The organism is uncultured Ferrovibrio sp. (assembly GCF_937960835.1).
Classification (GTDB): Bacteria; Pseudomonadota; Alphaproteobacteria; order Ferrovibrionales; family Ferrovibrionaceae; genus Ferrovibrio.
Window position 1 is genome coordinate 24706 of record NZ_CALGPC010000017.1, and the last position, 20361, is coordinate 45066.

Consider the following 20361-nt stretch of genomic DNA (forward strand, 5'->3'; position numbering starts at 1 on the left):
CCTCACTGGAATGCTGCCGCTATAAGCCGCGCCATGAAACGCTTCTATAAGAACGCAGTGGCCGAGCGTCGCCCGGACGGGACGGCCATCGTGCTGCTAGACGGTCGTCCGCTGAAGACGCCGGCGAAGACCGAGATGGTGCTGGCGAGTTTTCCCCTGGCCGAGGCCATTGCCGCCGAATGGCAAGAGCAGCAGAACGAGATCAAGCCGCTGCAGATGCCGTTGACCCGGCTGGTCGCGACAGCCATCGACCGCGTCGCCCAGGACCCGAGCGGTGCGATCAGCGAAATCGTGCGCTACGGCGATACCGATCTTCTGTCATACCGTGCGGAAGCGCCGCAGGAGCTGGTCGCCCGCCAGGCTGAGGTGTGGCAGCCTTTGCTCGACTGGTTTTGGGATCGCTACGACATCCAGTTCCAGGTCACGCAGGGCGTCGTTGCCGTGCCGCAGGCGGAGACTTTGAAGCCGCGTCTGGAGCGGATCTGCACGGGCTACGACCCGATGACCCTGACGGCCTTGCATGCCATCACCACCACCACCGGATCGGTGGTGATCGGCCTCGCCATGCTGGAAGGACTGATCGATGCCGATGCCGCCCACCGGGCGGGCCTTCTGGATGAATTGTACCAGGCCGAGCTGTGGGGTGAGGATGCCGAGGCAGCCGCCCGCCGGGCGTCGCTGCAGGCCGATTTGGCGGCAGTGGCCCGTTTTCTCTCGCTTCTGCGCGCTTAAAAGGCACCAAAACCCGCAGCGGCATTGCCTTTCAGAGCTTGCCCCTAGGTCAGCCAGGGCAGGCTGAACACATATATCAGTTGCGATAACCCGCTCTTATCCCTTGTGCTTCTGCAGCGCAGCGCCAACTATTTTGCCGGTCGCGGCGATATGCTATTCACCCCGACGCCATTGTAACAGCCATGTCACGTGCTGGCCGGGCAGGACGCCCGAAGGATTCGTTCCGAAAGGCCCGGTCAACGGGGGAGTTGCATGCAAGACATCATCCGCCAATTGGAAGAAAAGCGCGCGCAGGCCCGTCAGGGCGGCGGGCAGAAGCGCGTCGATGCGCAGCACGCCAAGGGCAAGCTGACCGCGCGCGAGCGTCTAGAGCTGCTGCTCGATCCCGGCTCCTTCGAAGAATGGGACATGTTCGTCGAGCATGACTGCACCGATTTCGGCATGGCCGATCAGAAGGTGGCGGGCGATGGCGTGGTGACCGGCTACGGCACCATCAACGGCCGCCCGACTTTCGTCTTCAGTCAGGATTTCACCGTCTTCGGCGGTTCGCTCTCGGCCGCCCATGCCGGCAAGATCTGCAAGATCATGGACACCGCCATGAAGGTCGGCGCACCGGTGATCGGGCTCAACGATTCCGGCGGTGCGCGCATCCAGGAAGGCGTCGACAGCTTGGCCGGATATGCCGAGGTGTTTCAGCGCAACGTGCTAGCCTCTGGCGTGGTGCCGCAGATTTCCGTCATCATGGGCCCCTGTGCCGGCGGTGCGGTCTATTCGCCGGCGATGACCGACTTCATCTTCATGGTGAAGGATTCCAGCTACATGTTCGTCACCGGTCCGGATGTCGTGAAGACGGTGACGCAGGAAGTGGTGACGCAGGAGCAGCTTGGCGGCGCGATCACGCATACCACCAAGTCCTCGGTTGCCGACAACGCCTATGAAAATGACGTCGAGGCGCTGGTGCAGACCCGGCGTCTGTTCGACTTCCTGCCGCTGAACAATCGCGAGAAGGCGCCGATCCGAGAGACTTGGGATCCGATCACCCGCCAGGAAGCCTCGCTCGATACGCTGGTGCCGCCGAACCCGAACAAGCCCTATGACATGAAGGAGCTGATCGAGAAGGTGGTCGACGAGGGCGATTTCTTCGAGATCCAGCCGAATTACGCCAAGAACATCATTACCGGCTTTGCCCGCATCGGTGGCCAGACGGTGGGCATCGTCGCCAACCAGCCGATGGTACTGGCGGGCTGCCTGGACATCGACAGCTCCCGCAAGGGCGCGCGCTTCGTGCGCTTCTGCGACTGCTATGACATTCCGATCGTCACCTTCGTCGACGTGCCCGGCTTCCTGCCTGGCACCGCGCAGGAATATGGTGGCATCATCAAGCATGGCGCCAAGCTGCTGTTTGCCTATGCTGAGGCGACTACACCGAAGGTCACTGTGATCACCCGCAAGGCCTATGGCGGCGCTTACGACGTCATGGCCTCCAAGCATCTGCGTGGCGACGTGAACTATGCCTGGCCCTCAGCCGAGATCGCAGTGATGGGACCAAAGGGCGCAGTGGAGATCATCTTCCGCGCCGAGATCGGCGATCCCGACAAGATTGCCGCGCGTACCGAGGAATACCGGCAGAAATTCGCCAATCCCTTCGTCGCTGGCCATCGCGGTTTCATTGACGACGTGATCATGCCGCATAATACGCGCTACCGGATTGCCCGCTCGCTCGCGATGCTGCGCGAGAAGAAGCTGGAGAATCCCTGGAAGAAGCACGACAACATTCCGCTGTAAGGGTGGCGCGTATCATGGCAACCAAGCTGTTCGACAAGATCCTGATCGCCAACCGTGGCGAGATCGCTTGCCGCGTCATCAAGACCTGCCGCAAGCTCGGCATCAAAACGGTGGCGGTGTATTCCGATGCCGATGATGGCGCGTTGCATATGCGCATGGCTGACGAGGCCGTGCATATCGGTCCGGCGCCGGCGGCGGAAAGCTATCTGGTCATCGAGAAGATCGTCGATGCCTGCAAGAAGACCGGCGCGCAGGCCGTGCATCCGGGCTATGGCTTCCTGTCGGAGAACCGCAAATTCGCTGCGGCGCTGAAGGATGCCGGCATTGCCTTCATCGGCCCCAATCCGGATGCGATCTACGCCATGGGCGACAAGATCGAATCCAAGAAGCTGGCGCAGAAGGCGGGCGTCTCGACGGTGCCGGGTTATCTCGGCGCCATCGCCTCGACTGAAGAGGCCATCAAAATTGCCACCGAGATCGGTTTCCCGGTGATGATCAAGGCCTCCGCCGGCGGCGGCGGCAAGGGCATGCGCATCGCCCATTCGAAGGAAGAGGTGGCGCAGGGCTTCTCCTCGGCCACCAATGAGGCGAAGAACTCCTTCGGCGACGACCGCGTCTTCATCGAGAAATACATCGAGCAACCGCGTCATATCGAAATCCAGGTGCTCGGCGACAAGCACGGCAACGTGATTTACCTGGGCGAGCGCGAATGCTCGATCCAGCGTCGGCATCAGAAGGTGATCGAGGAGGCGCCAAGCCCGTTCCTCGACGAGGCCACTCGCAAGGCCATGGGCGAGCAGGCTGTCGCCCTTGCCAAGACGGTGAACTATGACAGCGCTGGCACGGTCGAATTCATTGTCGGCGGCAAGGACCGGAAGTTCTACTTCCTGGAGATGAACACCCGCCTGCAGGTCGAGCATCCGGTGACCGAGCTGATCACCGGCATCGATCTGGTCGAACAGATGATCCGTGTCGCCGCTGGCGAGAAACTGTCGATCAAGCAGGAAGATGTGAAGCTGAACGGCTGGGCCATCGAGGCGCGCATCTACGCCGAAGATCCGCTACGCGGCTTCCTGCCCAGCACCGGCCGTCTGGTGCGCTGGCGTACTGCGCCGGAATCCGATGTGATCCGCAACGACACCGGCGTGGTCGAGGGCAGCGAGATCAGCATGTTCTACGACCCGATGATCTCCAAGCTCTGCTCCTATGGCGAAACCCGCGATGAGGCGGTTGCGACACTGTCGGCGGCGCTGGACGAGACCTGGATCGCCGGCATCGGGCATAACGTGAACTTCCTGTCGGCCGTGCTGGATCATCCGCGCTTCCGTGCCGGCAATATCTCGACCAATTTCATCGCCGAGGAATGGCCGAACGGCTATTCCGGCACCGTGCTGCCGGAAGAGCAGCAGACGGCGATGCTGGCGGTGGCCGCGCTCCTGCATATCCGCAACGAGCATCGTGCCCGTCATCTGGGCGGCAAGCTCGGCCTGCCTGATTGGACGCCCGGCACCGATTGGGTCGCGGTGCTGAACAAGACGGAATATCCGCTCACCGTCGTCGAGGCCGACGGCGGCTTTGACGTGAAGGTGAAAAAGGGTAAGACGCTCAAGGTGCGCAGCGCCTGGAAGCCGGGCGAGCCTTTCTTCCGGGGCACCGTGAACGGCCGCAACGTGGTCGCGCGCGTGGCGCAGCGCCCGGATGGCCTGCGCATCGTCCATGGCGGTGCCGAGCTGGATATCGCTGTGCGCACGCCGCGCGCGGCTGAACTGGCGCGCCTGATGCCCGAGAAGCTGCCGCCCGACATGTCGAAATTCCTGCTCTGTCCGATGCCGGGGCTGGTGGTTTCGATCAATGTCTCCGAGGGCGAACCGGTGAAGGCGGGGCAGGCCTTGGCGGTAGTCGAAGCCATGAAGATGGAAAACGTGCTGCGCGCCGAGCGCGACGGCACGGTGAAGAAGATCAACGCCAAGAAGGGCGACAGCCTCGCCGTCGATCAGGTGATCCTGGAATTCGCCTGATCATCTAAGCGGCCCAGAGCAGATGCGACAGGACTTATCGATTCAGGCCCTGGCTGCAGGGCTGCTCTCGGCTTTTGTCGGCTTTGCGAGCTCCTTCGCTGTCATCGTGCAGGGCCTTAATGCCGTCGGCGCCAGCCAGGCCGAGGCGGCGTCTGGCCTGATGGCGCTGTCCATCGCGATGGGCCTCTGCGCCATCTGGCTCAGTCTCAAGACACGTCTGCCGATCAGCATCGCCTGGTCGACACCGGGCGGCGCCTTGCTGGCCACCACCGGTGCGGTGGAGGGCGGCTTTGCCGCTGCGGTCGGCGCCTTCATCGTTTCCAGCCTGCTGATCGTGCTGGCTGGCCTGTGGAAGCCGCTCGGCCGCTGGGTATCCAGCATCCCGCCAGCCCTGGCCAATGCCATGCTGGCAGGCGTGCTGCTCGGGCTTTGTCTGGCGCCGGTGCGCGCTGTGGCGGAGTTTCCGTTGATGGGCCTGGCAATCGTTGTCGTCTGGGCGGTCGTGGCGAAATTCAAACGGCTGTTTGCCGTGCCCGCCGCGGTGGTCGTCACCATTGCGCTGATTGCGACAACGACGGAAGTCTCGCCTGATGCCCTTGGCTCGCTTCGGCCCGATCCAGTGCTGGTCGTTCCAGCATTTTCACTGCCGGCGATCATTGGCATTGCGCTGCCGCTGTTCATCGTCACCATGGCGTCGCAGAACATCCCGGGGATTGCCGTGATGAACGCCAATGGCTACCGGCCTGATCCGGGGCCGCTGTTCCGCACCACGGGTATCTACAGCCTGCTTTCTGCGCCCTTGGGCGGCCATGCGGTCAACCTCGCCGCCATCACGGCGGCGCTCTGCGCAGGGCCTGACGCGCACCCCGATCCGAAGCGGCGCTACTGGGCTGCGGTGATCGCGGGTGTGTTCTATGTGCTCTTTGGCCTCTTCGCGGCTGCGGCGACCGCCTTCATCAGCGCCTCGCCGCCGATCCTGATCCAGGCGGTGGCAGGCCTTGCCCTGCTGGGCGCTTTCGGTTCGTCGCTGATGGGGGCCATGTCCGATGCGAATGACCGCGAAGCTGCCGTGATCACCTTCATCGTGACGGCCTCCGGCCTGACCTTCTTTGGTATCAGCGGCGCCTTCTGGGGCCTGATCGCTGGTGGTACGATTTTGGCGCTGACGCGCTGGCGGCGCTCCTGATACCACACGCGGCTAGGCCGCGATCACCTGGCCGCGCTGCCCGGTGCGGATGGCCCCAGACGCATACAAAGCCCACAGGATGATCAGCGGTTGTAGCGCCGGACGGACCCAGTAATACCAGCCGGGCAGGGCATCGCCGACGCCTGCATAGCTCGCCCCCTGCATGGCAACGTTGATATTGGCAATCACCAGGAAGCAGAGCATTACGGCAATGCAGATGCCTGCCCAGATGCGCAAATCCGGCAGACCGAACCGGGCATAAAGCGAAAGAGGGAGGATCAGGCCGATGGCGCCGGCGATTTCGGCTGCGCCAGTGAACCAGATCAGTTCCAGCCCCCAGGGCGACAGGAAGTCGGGCATCATCGGCACGTAGCGGTCGAGATCGTGGAGGAAATGATCGGTGCCGGTGAACAGGAAAGCGCCCGCCATGCCGTGGCGCATGGCCATTCGCAGGTCGCGGCGGTCACCAAGGAAGAATTGGGGGATATAGGCCAGCAGGGCAAAGACGATCATCAAGATGATGAACAGCATGACAGACTCCGCGGTCCAGGTTAATCTTGACAGTGTTCATATAGAAATCTGAGCGGTGTTAAGATGACCGTCGTCACAAATCCGTCGCTGCGCCGGCGCAAGCCGGAATCGGCCTATCATCACGGTGATCTGCGCCGATGCCTGGTGGCCGCGGGGTTCGATCTGCTGGAAAAGCATGGTGCGGCCAGTCTCAGCCTGCGCCAGGTGGCTCAGTCGGCGGGCGTGTCGCCGGCTGCGCCATACGCGCATTTTGCCGACAAGACCGCCTTGCTGGCTGCCATCGCGGCGGAGGGCTTCGTTGCCTTCAAGGCGGCGCTGGAGGCGGGCAAAGCGAAGACGCCCGCGGCGCGGCTGGAAGCCATGGCGCTGGCCTATGTCAGCTTTGCCCGCCGCCATCCGGCGCTGTTCCGGCTGATGTTCGGCCCTGAACTCGCGGATCTGTCGCCGCATCCGGAATTGCGTGAGAAGGCGGTCGCCAGCTTTGCCGTGCTGCAGGAGGCCATCGCCGCTTCCCAGGGCAGGGCGTCAGACCGTGAGGCGGTGATGACGGCGGCCTGGAGCTTTGTCCATGGCCTGGCCGTCCTGATGCTGGACGGCCGGATCGCTCAAGGCGCCGACGAGCGGGAGGCGGCGCGGCGGGTCAAGGAGGCCGCTCGCCGGATCAGCCGGGGCCTGCATAGACCGACCTGACTGACGGCCGGCACCGATTGGTCGGCAATGAGATCGCGGAGGATTGAAGGGCTTCCTGGATCGTCAGGCACTTAGCCGGATCTGAGATACTGGATCGCCGAATCCCGCTCGAACAGGTACAACAGAACCCGTAAGGCCTGTCCTCGTTCGGAGGCCAGATCCGGATCGCGCTCCAGGATCAGCCGGGCATCGTCCCGCGCCGCCGCCAGCAGGTCGCCATGGGTCGCCAGGTCGGCCAGCTTGAAGTTGGGCAGGCCGCTCTGGCGGGTGCCCAGCACTTCACCGGCACCGCGCAGCCGCAGGTCTTCCTCCGCGATGCGGAAGCCGTCGTCCGTCTCGCGGAGGATCTTCAGCCGGGCCTTGGCGGTCTCGCCCAGCGGGCCGGAATAGAGCAGCAGGCAGGCGCCCGGCCGGCCGCCGCGTCCCACCCGGCCGCGCAGCTGGTGCAGCTGCGCCAGACCGAAACGCTCGGCATGTTCGATGACGATCAGGGTCGCTTCGGGCACGTCGACGCCGACCTCGATCACCGTCGTGGCGACCAGCAGTTTCGACCGCCCGCTGGCGAAAGCCTCCATGGCGGTGTCCTTTTCGGCGACGCTCATCTGGCCGTGCACAAGGCCGACGCTGCCTTCGCCCAGCTCCGGCTCCAGCGCCATTTTCAGCGCAAAATGCCGCTCGGCGGCGGCGGCGAGATCACTTTGTTCGCTTTCCTCCACCAGCGGGCAGACCCAGTAGACCCGTTCCCCGGCGGCGATCTTGCGCTTCACGGCGGCGACCACGTCGAGAAAGCGGTCGGCGGCGACGGTGCGCGTATCGACTGGCGTGCGGCCCGGCGGCTTTTCGGTCAGCTTGGAAACATCCATGTCGCCATAGGCGGTCAGCGATAGCGTCCTCGGGATCGGCGTCGCGGTCATCACCAGCACATCCACGCCCCCCTTGTCGCGCTGTCCTTTGGCAGCCAGCGAAAGGCGCTGGCCGACGCCGAAGCGATGCTGCTCGTCGATCACCGCCAAGGCCAGATCGTGGAATACCACATCGTCCTGGAACAGCGCATGAGTGCCGACCAGAATGTCGATCTCGCCGCTGGCCAAGCGCTCAAGCAAAGCCGCGCGCGCCTTGCCTTTATCGCGTCCCGTAAGCAGCGCCAGTGTCACGCCTAGCTGCCGGCAATAGGGCATCAGCGTTTCGGCATGCTGGCGGGCGAGGATTTCGGTTGGCGCCATCAAGGCCGCCTGCGCGCCGGCTTCCACCGCCAGCAGCATGGCGTTCAGCGCCACCATGGTCTTGCCGCTGCCGACATCGCCCTGCAGCAGCCGCAACATGCGCTTGTTCGAGCCCATATCGCCAGCGATTTCGGCATTGGCCTGCCGCTGCGCATCGGTCAGCGGCCAGGGCAGCAGCTTTTCCAGCTGATCGCGCAGACGCCCGTCACCTTGCATCGGGCGGCCGGACAGCCGCTTCAAGCGCCGCCGCACCAGCAGAAGCGCAAGCTGATTGGCTAGAAGCTCATCGAAGGCCAGGCGCTGCCGAGCTGGTGCATCTTTTTCCAGATCGGCGGCGCTTTCCGGCCGATGAGCAGTCAACAGCGCTTCCCGCCAGGAGGGCCATTTCTGCTGGCGCTGGAATGCCGGATCGAGCCATTCCGGCAATTCCGGCGCCTTGGCCAGCGCGCCATCAATGATCTTGGCCAGCGTGCGGGGCGCCAGGCCCGCCGTCAGCGGATAGACTGGCTCTACGGTGGCAAGCTGGTCGGCTTCTTCCGGCGTTGCGATGCGGTCCGGATGCGTCATCTGCGGCTGGCCATCGAACAGTTCGATCATGCCGCTGACGACGCGCTGCTCGCCCTCTGGCAGGCTGCGCTTGAGGAAGTCCTCCCGCCCGTTGAAGAAGACCAAGGTGAGTCTGCCGCTGCCGTCATGGCCGATAATCTTGTAGGGCAGGCGCGAGGTGCGGGGCGGGAGATGCCGTTCGATGGTCAGCGTGATCGTGGCGATGCGGCCTGGCTCCGCCTCGGCGATGCTGGGGCGGTAGCGGCGGTCGATCAGCCCGCTCGGCAGATGCCACCACAGGTCCAGCACGCGGCCGCCCGCCAGTTTCTCGATCAGGGGCGCAAGCCGCGGCCCGCAGCCTTTCAGGCTGGTGATCGGCACAAAGGCGGGAAACAGCGATTCCGGTCGCATGGCGAGGTTAAATTTCGGCGGAAACCTTGAGAATCCGAGAGCTTGCGTACTATATCCTGCCTCTGCCCCGGAGACAGCCTTATGACCGAGATTCAGCGCGAGGATATCGAAACCCGCCGCAAGCGGCTGCTGCACCGCAGCCTTTATACCGGCATGAAGGAGGTCGATATCCTGCTGGGCGGCTTCGCCCGCCAGCATCTGCCGACCTTCACTGAGCAGGAGCTCGATCAGTACGAGACGCTGTTGAAGAATTACGACGATCCCCAGATTTATGCCTGGGCCATCGGACGCGAACCGGTGCCGCCGCATCTCGATAACGGGGTGATGAAACTGCTCAAGGCCTACAAGCTGCCGTTTTGATGTCATGACCTTTCAGTTGCCGGACATACTGACCCGGCCGGGGCGCTGGGCGCTGGCCGGCACACCGGAAGGTCAGGATGCGCGCTTGCTGATCGCGCTGGCGATGCGGCAGAAGGGCTGCGGCGTGCTGCATATCTGCCGCGACGATGCCCGCATGGCAACGGTGGAAGCGGCACTGAAATTCTTCGCCCCAGAGCTGCCCGTGCTGACCCTGCCGGCCTGGGACTGCCAGCCTTATGACCGCGTTTCGCCGAACGCCGAGATCGCGGCCAGGCGGATGGATACGCTCAACCGGCTTAGCGGCGAGCGACCCGATGCGCCATGGCTGCTGCTGACGACAGTGAATGCCGCATTGCAGCGCCTGCCGGTGCCGGATTATTTGCGCAGCACGGGCTTCAGCGCCACGAAAGGCGCACGGATCAAGCCGGAAGTCCTGGTCGAGTATCTGAGCCGGAATGGCTATAACCGCGTTTCCACCGTACTGGAGCCGGGCGAGTTCGCCGTCCGCGGCGGTCTGATCGATCTTTTTCCACCCGGCAGCGAAGCACCGTATCGCCTGGACTTCTTTGGCGACGAAGTGGAGAACATCCGCCGCTTCGATCCCGCCAATCAGCGCACGATCGATACCGTCGATGCGTTGTCGCTGACGGCGATGAGCGAAGTGCCGCTCGATCCGGATGCAATTGCTAGGTTCCGCAGCGGCTATCGTGAACTCTTCGGCACCGTCACTAAGGAAGATCCGCTTTACGAAGCTGTCTCGGCCGGCCGCCGTCAGATCGGCATGGAGCATTGGTTGCCGCTTTTCTTCGAGAAAATGGCAACCATTCTCGATTACCTGCCACAGGCTGTCGTGACGCTGGACCCGTTATCCAGCGATGCGGCCGATGAGCGGTTCAAGGCAATTGCTGACCATTACGACGCCCGTCTCGCCGCGATGAAGCGCGGCCTGGAAGAGGGCGGCGCGCCCTATAAGCCGCTGCCGCCCGAGAGGCTGTATCTGACCGCCGGCGAATGGCAGCAAAGGCTGGACAGGTTCCCGGTTGGACAGCTGCATCCGTTCGATGCTGTTGGCGGGCCGGATATTACGGTTGTAGATCTCGGCGGCCGGCCGGGCCGTGATTTCGCGCCTGAGCGGGCTCAGACCGCCCAGGCAGCAGAGAACAAGGTAGCCGCAGGTATCGGTGTCTACGACGCATTAGGCGGTCATCTGGCGAAGCAGGTGGCTGCCGGGCGGCGTGTGCTGTTTGCGACCTTCTCGCCTGGTGCCCGCGACCGTCTGGCCCTGGTGCTAAAAGATCACGGTATCGAGGCGCCGCAGCCTATAGAAGCTGCGGTCGAACTCGATACCCTGCCGAAGAGCGTCGCCGCGATCGCGGTGCTGCCGATCGAGCATGGCTTTGAAGCCGTCGATCTCTGCGTTGTGGCCGAGCAGGATATCCTCGGCGACCGCCTGGTGCGTCCTCGCCAGAAGAAGCGCCGGGCAGAGAACTTTATTGCCGAGGCCAGCGCCCTGCAGCCTGGCGACTATGTGGTCCATATCGATCACGGCATCGGCCAGTACAAGGATCTCGTTACGCTGGATGTGGCCGGCGCGCCGCACGACTGCCTGCTGCTGCATTACGATGGCGGCGACCGGCTTTATCTGCCGGTCGAGAATATCGAGATGCTGTCGCGTTACGGCTCACCCGAAGCCGAAGTAACGCTCGACAAGCTGGGCGGCGTCGCCTGGCAGAACCGCAAGGCGCGCATGAAGCAGCGCCTGAAGGAGATGGCGGGCGAGTTGATGAAGATCGCCGCTCAGCGCGAGTTGCGTCAGGGCGAGCGGGTCGTGCCGCCGGATGGACTCTACGAGGAATTTTGTGCCCGGTTTCCGTATGATGAAACCGACGACCAGCTTCGCGCCATCGAAGAAACGCTGGATGATCTCGCCAGCGGAAAGCCGATGGATCGCCTGATTTGCGGCGATGTCGGCTTTGGCAAGACCGAGGTGGCGCTGCGGGCCGCCTTCACGGCGGCCATGGCGGGACAGCAGGTGGCGCTGGTTTGCCCGACTACGCTGCTGGCGCGGCAGCACTACCGGACCTTTGTGCAGCGTTTCCAAGGCCTGCCGATCCGGATCGAGCAACTGTCTCGCATGGTTTCGGCCAAAACGGCGGCGGCTGCCAAGCAGGGGCTCAAGGACGGTACTGTCGATATCGTCATCGGCACGCATGCTGTCCTGTCTAAGACCATCGAGTTCAAGCATCTCGGGCTTTTGATCATCGATGAAGAGCAGCATTTCGGCGTGAAGCATAAGGAACGCCTGAAACAGCTTCGCGCCGAGGTGCATGTGCTGACCATGTCGGCAACGCCGATCCCGCGCACCTTGCAGCTTGCCCTGTCCGGTGTGCGTGAACTGAGTCTGATCGCCACGCCACCGGTGGATCGCCTGGCGGTGCGGACTTACGTGACGCCTTTCGATCCGGTGATCATTCGCGAGGCGCTGTTGCGCGAGCATTTCCGCGGGGGGCAAAGCTTCTTCGTTTGCCCGCGAATAGAATATCTCGAGACGGCCATGGCCTTCATACGGGACCATGTGCCGGAACTGAAGGCCGTCATGGCTCATGGTCAGATGGCGCCAAGTGAACTCGACGATGTGATGAATGCCTTTTACGACCGGCGCTACGATGTGCTGGTGGCGACCAACATTGTCGAAAGCGGCCTGGATATCCCTTCTGCGAATACCCTGATCGTCTACCGTGCCGATCTGTTCGGTCTGGCACAGATGTACCAGCTCCGCGGCCGTGTCGGTCGGTCCAAGCTGCGGGCTTATGCCTACTTCACCTATCAGCCGGGCCGGATGCTGAATCCCAGTGCCGAGCAGCGTCTGCGGGTTCTGCAAAGCCTCGATACGCTTGGTGCCGGCTTCAGTCTGGCATCGCATGACCTGGATTTGCGAGGCGCGGGCAATCTGCTGGGCGAGGAGCAGTCCGGCCATATCAAGGAAGTGGGTTTCGAGCTTTATCAGGAGATGCTGCAGGAGGCGATCGCCGAGGCACGCGCGACGGCGCGGGGTGAGACAGGTCTTGGCGGCGAGAAATGGTCGCCGCAAATCCAGATCGGCACGGCGGTGCTTATCCCGGAATCCTATGTTGCGGACCTCAATCTGCGAATGCAGCTTTATCGCCGCGTCGCGGAACTGGAGAGCCGCGAAGAGATCGATGCTTTTGCCGCAGAATTGATTGATCGCTTTGGAGCATTGCCCGAAGAAGTGCAGCATCTGCTGGACATCGTCGCTATCAAGAAGCATTGCCGCGATGCCAATATCGCCAAGATCGAAGCTGGCCCGAAGGGGGCGACGCTGACCTTCCGCGACAACAAATTTGCCGATCCGGCTGGACTGGTGCTTTTCATCCAGTCCGAACGCGGCAAGGCCAAGCTACGGCCGGATCATAAAGTCGTGTTCATTCACGACTGGCCGCAGCCCTCCGATCGCCTGAAGGGGGTCATGCATATTGCATCCCGCTTGGGCGAGATTGCGATGAAAGCGAAAAAGGCGGCTTAACGCTTAGGGTTGGCTCACGTTAGTGGCCGATTCCTCTGCAACCCTGTCGATCACTTGCAGCAGGACTTCCGGGTCCTGGGCGCCCGGCACGCCATAGCGCCGTTCGAATATGAAGAAGGGCACGCCAGTGATGCCAAGCTGCCGGGCCATCTGATCCTCAGCTTGGATCACATCGGCATCATGGCCTTCGTCCAGCAGTCGCTTGACGAGCGCGCCGTCCATTCCTTCGGCTTCTGCGGCATCGGCCAACACCTGATGATTACCGATATCCTGGCCTTCCAGGAAGTACAGGCGGAAGAGACGTTCCTTCAGCTCGGTTTGCGCGCCCGTACTCAAGGCCCAGCGCAGCACGCTATGGGCGGCCAGCGTATTGGGCGTGCGCTTGATGCCGTCGAAGTCGAATGGAATGCCTTCCTTGGCACCTTCCGCGGTGACGCGGGCGTAGATTTCCTTCGCGCGCTCAGGGCCACCGAATTTCGCCTCAAGATAGCTCTTCCGGTCGGCGCCTTCCTTGGGCATGTCGGGATTCAGCTGGAAGGGCCGCCAGCCAATCTCGAAGTCCAGATCTGGGCGCTGGGCCAGAGCCTTTTCCAAGCGGCGCTTGCCGATGAAGCACCACGGGCAGATGACGTCGGAGACGATTTCGATGCGCATACTACTACGGTAGCGCGCTGCGGACGGTCCGACCAGCCCCTTGACCGGCTTTTCATGAAACTGGACGATCCCGACCGGTAAAAAGTGGAGGAATCGATGACTCAGGGAATTAGCCTGAAAGGCAAGGTCGCAGTGATCACGGGGGCCAGCAGCGGCCTGGGCGAGCGTTTCGCCGAGGTGCTGAGTGGCGCCGGGGCCACGGTGGCGCTTGCCGCACGGCGGGTCGACCGGCTGGAAGCCTTGGCCAAGAAGGTTGAAGCTGGCGGCGGCAAGGCGATAACCGTCAAGCTCGACGTCAACGACTATGACAATATCCAAGGCGCTTTCGCCGAAGTGACCGGCAAGCTCGGCGGTGTCGACATCCTGGTGAACAATTCCGGCGTCAGCCGGCAGGGTAAGATTGTGGACATCACGCCAGATGATTTCGACTTCGTGATGAACACCAATGCCAAGGGAGCGTTCTTCGTCGCTCAGGCCGCGGCGAAGGAAATGATCGCCCAGAAGAAGGCGGGCCGCATCATCAACATCGCCTCGGTGGCGGGATTGCGCGTTCTCGGCCAGCTATCGGTCTATTGCATGTCCAAGGCGGCCGTGGTGCAGATGACCAAGGCGATGGCGCTGGAATGGGCGCGCTATGGCATCAACACGAACGCAATCTGCCCGGGCTATATCGAGACCGAGATCAACCGCGATCACTGGGCGACACCGGGCGGCCAGAAGCTGATGGAGATGCTGCCGCGCAAGCGCGTCGGCGAGCCCAAGGATCTGGATGGCCTGCTGCTGCTGCTGGCGTCCGATGAGGCGCGGTTCATCAACGGTGCGATCATCGCGGCAGATGACGGATTGTCGGTGACGTAAGGGGCGGTCAGAACTTGGTGACCTGACTTCAGCCAATCCCGTGCGGCGCACTATCTGCTGGCTTTCGGCCACCGCAGTCGCGGGGCCGAAGGTCATGCGCCCGCCGAAGACGGTCGAGAGACGGTCGATCAGCGTCGGTTAACGGCCTGCGTGGCAATTTGCCTGGGGATTGCAAAGCCGGTGCCAGTCTAGGGCGCGGCCAGATCAGGCGGTCAGTTCGGTTAGTTTCTTCCGCTGCACCTTGCCATTTGCAGTGCGCGGCAGGCTGGTCACGATGCGCCACTCACGGGGGCATTTGTAAGCGGCGAGGCGGGCTTCGGCGAATTTGGAAAGTTCGTCCTTGTCGACGGTCTGGCCTTCGCGCAGCACCAGGAAGGCAGCGATGACCGAGACGTCGCTGCGGACACGCAATTCGGTGACGGCAACTTCAGCGATGGCCGGATGCTCGGCGAGGGCCATCTCGACCTCGACCGGGGAGACGCGGTAGCCCATGGCATTCATCACGTCGTCGTTGCGGCCGTGATGCCACAGGTAGCCATCGGCATCGAGGCTGGCCAGGTCGCCGCCGCAGAACCATTCGCCGCGATAGACCAGCGCTTCCTCCTCCGGACGCTTCCAGTAGCCCAGCATGAGGGAGGGATCCGAGCGGTGTACGGCCAGCAGGCCGATCTCGCCCGTGGGCAAGGGCGTTGTACTGTCGCTGTCAGGCGGCAGAATGGCGACCCGCCGGCCGGGCTGCGGCTTGCCGGGACTGCCCGGTTTGATTGTCATGCCGGGGCCGGTCGAAATGTAGGTGGAGATTTCCGACATGCCCAATGCCTCGTAGAGTGGCTTGCCGGTGCGTTCCTGCCACTCGGCCAGAAGAGCAGGCGATAAAGCCTCACCGGCGGTAACACCATGGCGGAAGGCCGAAAGGTCGTAGGCCGAGAGATCGCAGTATTTGAGGATCTGGCGATACAGCGTCGGGACGGCCGCGAACATGGTGGCGCGATGCTTCTCCAGAAGCTTCGGCCATACCTGCACGTCGCGCGGGCCGTTATAGAGAACCGTCGTGGCGCCAACCGCCCAAGGGTCCACCAGGCCAACGCCCAATGTGTAGGTCCAGTTGAACGCGCCCGCATGCAGCATGACGTCGCTTTCCTGCAGGCCAAGCCAGCCCTGATGCATCGGCCGCCGTCCCCAGGCGGCACGATGCGCGTGCAGCACGCCTTTGGGCTTTCCGGTCGTGCCGGAGGTGTAGACGAGATAAGCCGGATCGTCGGCGGCGGTATCGGCGTAATCGGGCAGTGGATCGAATGCCTTCAGTTCGGCAAGCCGCGCGGGATCGATCAGCACGACACCTTCCGGCAGGCGCAGATCCCGTGCCAATTCAGCGCTGGCGGCCACGGCTGCGGCGCCGGAGTTTTCGAGCAGATAGGCCGCCTCACCGGCGGTGAGCTGCGCCGATGAGGGCAGCGCCACGTAGCCGGCTGCCATGGTGGCAAAATAGGTGAGAGCATAATCGGCGTCGTTCGCCATGCGGATCATGATCCGGCTGCCGGTCGGCAGGCCGAGGCTTTGCAGACCTGCGGCCAGCTTGCGGACAGCAAGGTCCACTTCCCCGAACGTCATGCGGAATTCGCGGTCGGCGCCGACAAGGATCATCGCAACCTTGTCAGGGTGGCGACGGACATTCCCGGCCAGACAGTAGCGGGCAATATTGAAACGCAGCGAAACAGGTTCAGTCATGCTCGAGCGATCGGCTTTGGCTTGGCGTCTGGAGTTCGAAGATAGAACAGCAAAGCCGCGAGCAATATCAAGCCCTGCAGGCCGAACATGAGCCTGTAGGCCATCTCATCGGGCACGCCGCCCGCAGGGGTTTGCCAGGTCATGAAATATCCGGTGAGAATCTGCTGAACGGCGCTGCCGCCCATGGTGCCAATGTTCAGGGTGGTGATGCCGCGGCCGGTAAGTTCGGGCGGGAATACCGAGCTGGCATGGGCGAAGATCATCACGACGCAGCCGTTCATGACGCCCATCAGCGTGAACAGGATAGTGACCGTAATTGCGCTTAATCCGGGGACGAGCGCGATAGTAAAGAGGCAGACCAGATGTGCGCCAAGCCCGGCGGCCAGCAGCCATTTCCGCGTGTTGAAGACACGGTCCAGCGGCCCCCAGATGAAATAGCCAAGCGCTGCGCCAATAGCCATGAAGATCAGGACATTGCCGCGCGCCTTGGCGTCCATGCCGTAGACGTCATGCAGGAACGGCCCGCCCCACAGCCCCAGAATGGTGATGAAAGTGGCATAGGCGGTGAAGATGATGACGAAAAGATGCGGGAAAGCCGGATGCCGGATGATGGTGCCGATGCCGCGCAAGGTTTGTCCGAGCGTTTCATTGGCGGCTGGCCGGGCCTTTGTGGGATCGGGGTGATCGCGAATGACCCATAGCGACAGAAGGAGCAGCAAAACGGTCATCGCCGCCGAGACATAGAAGGCATTCCGCCAGCCGAAGGCCGCCGTGAACCAGGCCAAAGGTGCAGTGGAAGCGATCACGCCGAGATTGCCCACCGCGATCAGGATACTGGACATCTGCGCGAAACGATCCGCCGGGAACCAGCGTGAAAACAGCACCAATGGCCCTGTCAGCAGGGCGGCGCAGCCGAAGCCAAGGACGATGCGCGCCAGCGTCAGTTCGGTCAGGTTGCGTCCCATGGCGAAAGCCAGGGCGCCGATCAAAGCGATGCAGAGCGTGGTCAGGATGGTTCGCCGTGGCCCCCAGCGATCAAGCGCGATGCCGACCGGCACCTGACTGACCGAGAAGGTCAGGAAGAAGGCGCCGGTGAGAATGCCAAGATCATCCGGGGTCAGCCGCAGCTCGGCCATCAGATCCGGGCCGATCACGGCATTCGCAGAGCGGTAGAACTGACTGATGATGTAGGTGAGGCAGGCGCATATCAGGATACGCCAGGCGACTGGCATGACCAATCCCTTAAGGGCTCATCAGAACTTCCGGCAGCCATGTGGCGATCTCCGGGAAGATGCAGATCAGGATGATCGCCAGCACCATGCAGGCCATGAACGGCAGCGCGCCCTTGAGGATCACCGGAAGCCGCACATCCGGTGCGATACCGTTGATGACGAATAGATTCAATCCGACCGGCGGGGTGATCAGCCCGAGTTCCATATTGATCGTCAGAATGACGCCGAACCATACGGGATCAAAACCCGCATTGGCGATGATTGGCGCCAGGATGGGCGTCGTCATCAGGATGATCGCGGCAGGCGGCAGGAAGCAGCCGGCAATCAATAGCAGAATGTTGATAAGCAGCATCAGGAACCATCGGTTGATCTCCAGCGCCGCAATCCACTCCGCAATCGACTGCGTGACGTAAAGGCTCGCCATCATGTAGCCGAACAGGATGGAGGTGGCGATGATCATCAGGATCATGCCGGATTCGCGCATCCCGTCCCGCAAAATGGCCCAGAGATCCACTGGCCGCCAAACCTTGTAGATGAGGACCACCATCAGCAGGCAAAGCAGTGCTCCAACGCCTGCCGCTTCAGAGGGCGTCGCGATGCCGCCATAGAGGGCGTAAACCACGCCGGCGATGACGACCATAAAGGGCACCACACGGGGCAGCAGCGCCAGTTTCTCGGTGATGGTGTAGCGACGAGCAAAATCGGCCGGACGCTCACCACGCTTCCAGCTGATGAACAGCGCCCAGACCATGAACAACCCGGTCAGCAACAGGCCAGGGAACACGCCGGCGAGGAACAGCTTGCCGATCGAAGTCTCCGATGCGATGCCATAGAGGATCATCGTGACGCTGGGCGGGATGAGAATGCCAAGCGTACCGCCAGCGGCAATGGCACCCGTCGCCAGATCGGCGGAATAGCCGCGCTTGCGCATTTCCGGAATACCCATCTTGCCGATGGCGGCGCAGGTGGCCGGTGAAGAGCCCGTCAATGCCGCAAACAGCGCGCAGGCGCCCAAATTTGAGATGACCAAGGAGCCGGGAACGCGGTTCAGCCAGCGGTTCAGCGCCTCATACAGGTCACCCCCTGCCCGGGAAGATGCCACCGCCGCGCCCATGATGATGAACATCGGAATCGATACGAGCGTGAAATCCTCAAGCCCGGCAAACAGGGTCTCGGCGAGGAAATCCAGGCTGCTCCAGCCTTCAAGGGTGACCAGGAATAGAAGAGCGACAATGCCAAGGCCAAAGGCAATGGGAATACCGGTCGCGAGGACAAGTATCGTCACGGCGCAAATCAATGCGCCAATCTGAAGTTCGTTCACGGGCGATCCTCAGGCTTAAGACCGAAAGGCATGTCGCGACCTGTCGCGACCGCCCAGATATCGACGATGTATTGCAGGCACAGCAGCCCCATTCCCACGGGCACGGAGAGGTAGGGGATCCAGACGCGGGCACGCCACATGGAACTGGTCAGGCGATCGGTGACGAATGCCTCATGCCACCAAAAGATGGACTGCCATAGAACCGCGGCACAAAAGATGAGCGCAAGGACCGCTGACACCAGTGCCAATACCACGCGTGTGCGATGCCCCATGAAGAGAGGTAGCAGATCAACATTCACATGGCCGCGTGTCAGCAGCACGTAGGGGGCGCCGACAAAGGTAGCTGCGATCAGGCAGAATATGACGAATTCCGTCTGCCAGACGGTCGATTGTTCCAGTACCACGCGCTGAAAAATCATCTGGCAGACAACCAGAATGCTGATGAGGATCAGCAGGATGGAGAACACCCCGCTGATCCGTGACAGCATCCGCACGAAAGATGCGAAACGCTCCATAGATGTGGCCTAGCGAACCTGCAAAGCCTTGACGATCAACTCCTTGCCGCCCGGAACCTTGTCGGCAAAGGTGCGGTAGGAGCTTTTGTTTGCTACTTCACGCCACTTGTTGGCCTGTTCTTCGGTCATAGTAACGATCTTGACATTGGCCTTCTTGAAAGCAGCGACGAGCTCGTCGTCCAGCTTCTTCGACTCGGCGGCGAAGAATTCCTCGGCCTTCTTGGAGGCGTCCATGATGGCCTTCTTCTGGGCGTCGTTCAGCTTGTCGAAGCTGCGTTTCGACATCAGGACCGGTTCGTACATGAACCAAAGCGCGTTATCGCCGGGCGCCGTCAGGCAGGTGATCTGCTCGTAGAGGCGGAAGGACACAAAGCTGCCGGAAGAAGTATCGGTCGCATCGGCGACGCCGGTCTGCAACGCGTTGTAGACCTCATTGGATGGGATCGAGATGATCGATGCGCCAGCGCCGGCCCACATTTCGGCAAAGGTCGCGCCCGCCGAGCGGACCTTCAGTCCCTTGGCATCATCCGGCTCGAGAATGCAGTTTTTCTTTGAACCGAAGGCACCCGCCAGCCAAGCGTCGGCCAGAACGATCACGCCGGCATCATTGATCACTTTTTTGATGTCCTGCATGAACGGGGAGTTGTTGATGCGCTTGGCATGATCGTGATTCTTGACCAGGCCCGGCATCAGTGTGGCACCGAATTGCGGGTGCTGGCCCGAGGCATAATCAAGCGGGAAGGACGTGATATCGATCTGCCCCTTGATCATTGCGTTCCACTGCTCGGAAGCTTTCACCAGGCTGGCACCCGGATAGACCTTGATGTCGACGCCGACATTGGCCTTGGCGACTTCGCGCGCGATCATCTGCACCATTTCGTCGCGTACGTCGCCCTTGCCGCCCGGGAACTGGTGCGAGGCCTTCAGTGTGATATCGGCCGCCTGGGCCAAGCCTGTTGTCAGAAGCAGAGCCGCCGCAGCGACAGCTCCGATGCGAATCGGGTTTTTCATGATCGGTTTCCTCCTC

16 protein-coding genes are annotated in these 20361 nt (G+C 62.4%); 8 read left to right on the top strand and 8 right to left on the bottom strand.

Going from position 1 to position 20361, the window contains the following annotated elements; all coding sequences use genetic code 11:
• Positions 1-33: 33 nt before the first annotated feature.
• From Q0603_RS16765 to Q0603_RS16780, 4 genes are all read left to right on the top strand, one after another.
• Positions 34-732 carry an ATP12 family protein gene (locus tag Q0603_RS16765; RefSeq protein WP_298727806.1) on the top strand — a complete coding sequence of 233 codons (699 nt, stop codon included), beginning with the start codon at positions 34-36 and terminating at the stop codon, positions 730-732.
• Between the two features lie 252 nt (positions 733-984).
• The gene (locus Q0603_RS16770) at positions 985-2517 is read left to right on the top strand and encodes an acyl-CoA carboxylase subunit beta (RefSeq protein ID WP_298727807.1); all 1533 of its coding nucleotides are present in this window, start codon (positions 985-987) and stop codon (positions 2515-2517) included.
• Positions 2518-2531: 14 nt separating this feature from the next.
• A complete protein-coding gene (locus Q0603_RS16775) occupies positions 2532-4535 on the top strand; it encodes an acetyl/propionyl/methylcrotonyl-CoA carboxylase subunit alpha (protein ID WP_298727809.1) in 2004 nt (667 codons plus the stop codon).
• Between the two features lie 22 nt (positions 4536-4557).
• Positions 4558-5721 (top strand): benzoate/H(+) symporter BenE family transporter, encoded by a 1164-nt coding sequence (locus Q0603_RS16780; protein ID WP_298727811.1) that lies wholly within the window; start codon positions 4558-4560, stop codon positions 5719-5721.
• A 12-nt stretch (positions 5722-5733) separates the two neighbouring features.
• On the opposite strand, the gene Q0603_RS16785 is transcribed toward Q0603_RS16780, so the two are convergent.
• Positions 5734-6252: a DoxX family protein gene (locus tag Q0603_RS16785; protein ID WP_298727813.1), complete on the bottom strand. Its 519-nt coding sequence runs from the start codon at positions 6250-6252 to the stop codon at positions 5734-5736.
• 63 nt (positions 6253-6315) lie between these two features.
• Between Q0603_RS16785 and Q0603_RS16790 the strand changes: the two genes are divergently transcribed.
• The gene (locus tag Q0603_RS16790) at positions 6316-6942 is read left to right on the top strand and encodes a TetR/AcrR family transcriptional regulator (RefSeq protein ID WP_298727815.1); all 627 of its coding nucleotides are present in this window, start codon (positions 6316-6318) and stop codon (positions 6940-6942) included.
• Positions 6943-7013: 71 nt separating this feature from the next.
• Here the strand turns inward: Q0603_RS16790 and recG are convergent, their stop codons facing one another.
• Positions 7014-9122, bottom strand: a complete 2109-nt coding sequence (gene recG / locus Q0603_RS16795; RefSeq protein ID WP_298727817.1) for an ATP-dependent DNA helicase RecG — start codon at positions 9120-9122, stop codon at positions 7014-7016.
• A gap of 81 nt (positions 9123-9203) precedes the next feature.
• On the opposite strand from recG, the gene Q0603_RS16800 reads away from it, so the two are divergent.
• Both Q0603_RS16800 and mfd read left to right on the top strand, forming a co-directional pair.
• Positions 9204-9482: a succinate dehydrogenase assembly factor 2 gene (locus tag Q0603_RS16800; protein WP_298727819.1), complete on the top strand. Its 279-nt coding sequence runs from the start codon at positions 9204-9206 to the stop codon at positions 9480-9482.
• Between the two features lie 4 nt (positions 9483-9486).
• On the top strand, positions 9487-13026 hold the full coding sequence (gene mfd, locus Q0603_RS16805; protein ID WP_298727821.1) for a transcription-repair coupling factor: 3540 nt from the start codon (positions 9487-9489) through the stop codon (positions 13024-13026).
• A 3-nt stretch (positions 13027-13029) separates the two neighbouring features.
• Here mfd and Q0603_RS16810 read toward each other — a convergent pair whose 3' ends face one another.
• Complete coding sequence (locus Q0603_RS16810) at positions 13030-13680, bottom strand: DsbA family oxidoreductase (RefSeq protein WP_298727822.1); 651 nt, start codon at positions 13678-13680, stop codon at positions 13030-13032.
• Between the two features lie 96 nt (positions 13681-13776).
• On the opposite strand from Q0603_RS16810, the gene Q0603_RS16815 reads away from it, so the two are divergent.
• Positions 13777-14538 carry an SDR family oxidoreductase gene (locus tag Q0603_RS16815; protein ID WP_298727824.1) on the top strand — a complete coding sequence of 254 codons (762 nt, stop codon included), beginning with the start codon at positions 13777-13779 and terminating at the stop codon, positions 14536-14538.
• Positions 14539-14742: 204 nt separating this feature from the next.
• Here the strand turns inward: Q0603_RS16815 and Q0603_RS16820 are convergent, their stop codons facing one another.
• Genes Q0603_RS16820 through dctP form a run of 5 tightly spaced genes read right to left on the bottom strand, consistent with a single transcriptional unit; the run spans position 14743 to position 20345 of the window.
• Positions 14743-16266: an AMP-binding protein gene (locus tag Q0603_RS16820; protein ID WP_298727827.1), complete on the bottom strand. Its 1524-nt coding sequence runs from the start codon at positions 16264-16266 to the stop codon at positions 14743-14745.
• Positions 16263-17498: an MFS transporter gene (locus Q0603_RS16825; protein ID WP_298727829.1), complete on the bottom strand. Its 1236-nt coding sequence runs from the start codon at positions 17496-17498 to the stop codon at positions 16263-16265. Before Q0603_RS16825 ends, Q0603_RS16820 begins: the two co-directional genes overlap by 4 nt.
• Positions 17499-17508: 10 nt before the next feature.
• A complete protein-coding gene (locus Q0603_RS16830) occupies positions 17509-18783 on the bottom strand; it encodes a TRAP transporter large permease (RefSeq protein ID WP_298727831.1) in 1275 nt (424 codons plus the stop codon).
• A 32-nt stretch (positions 18784-18815) separates the two neighbouring features.
• Positions 18816-19334, bottom strand: a complete 519-nt coding sequence (locus Q0603_RS16835; protein WP_298727833.1) for a TRAP transporter small permease — start codon at positions 19332-19334, stop codon at positions 18816-18818.
• A gap of 9 nt (positions 19335-19343) precedes the next feature.
• On the bottom strand, positions 19344-20345 hold the full coding sequence (dctP, locus tag Q0603_RS16840; protein ID WP_298727835.1) for a TRAP transporter substrate-binding protein DctP: 1002 nt from the start codon (positions 20343-20345) through the stop codon (positions 19344-19346).
• Between the last annotated feature and the right edge of the window lie 16 nt (positions 20346-20361).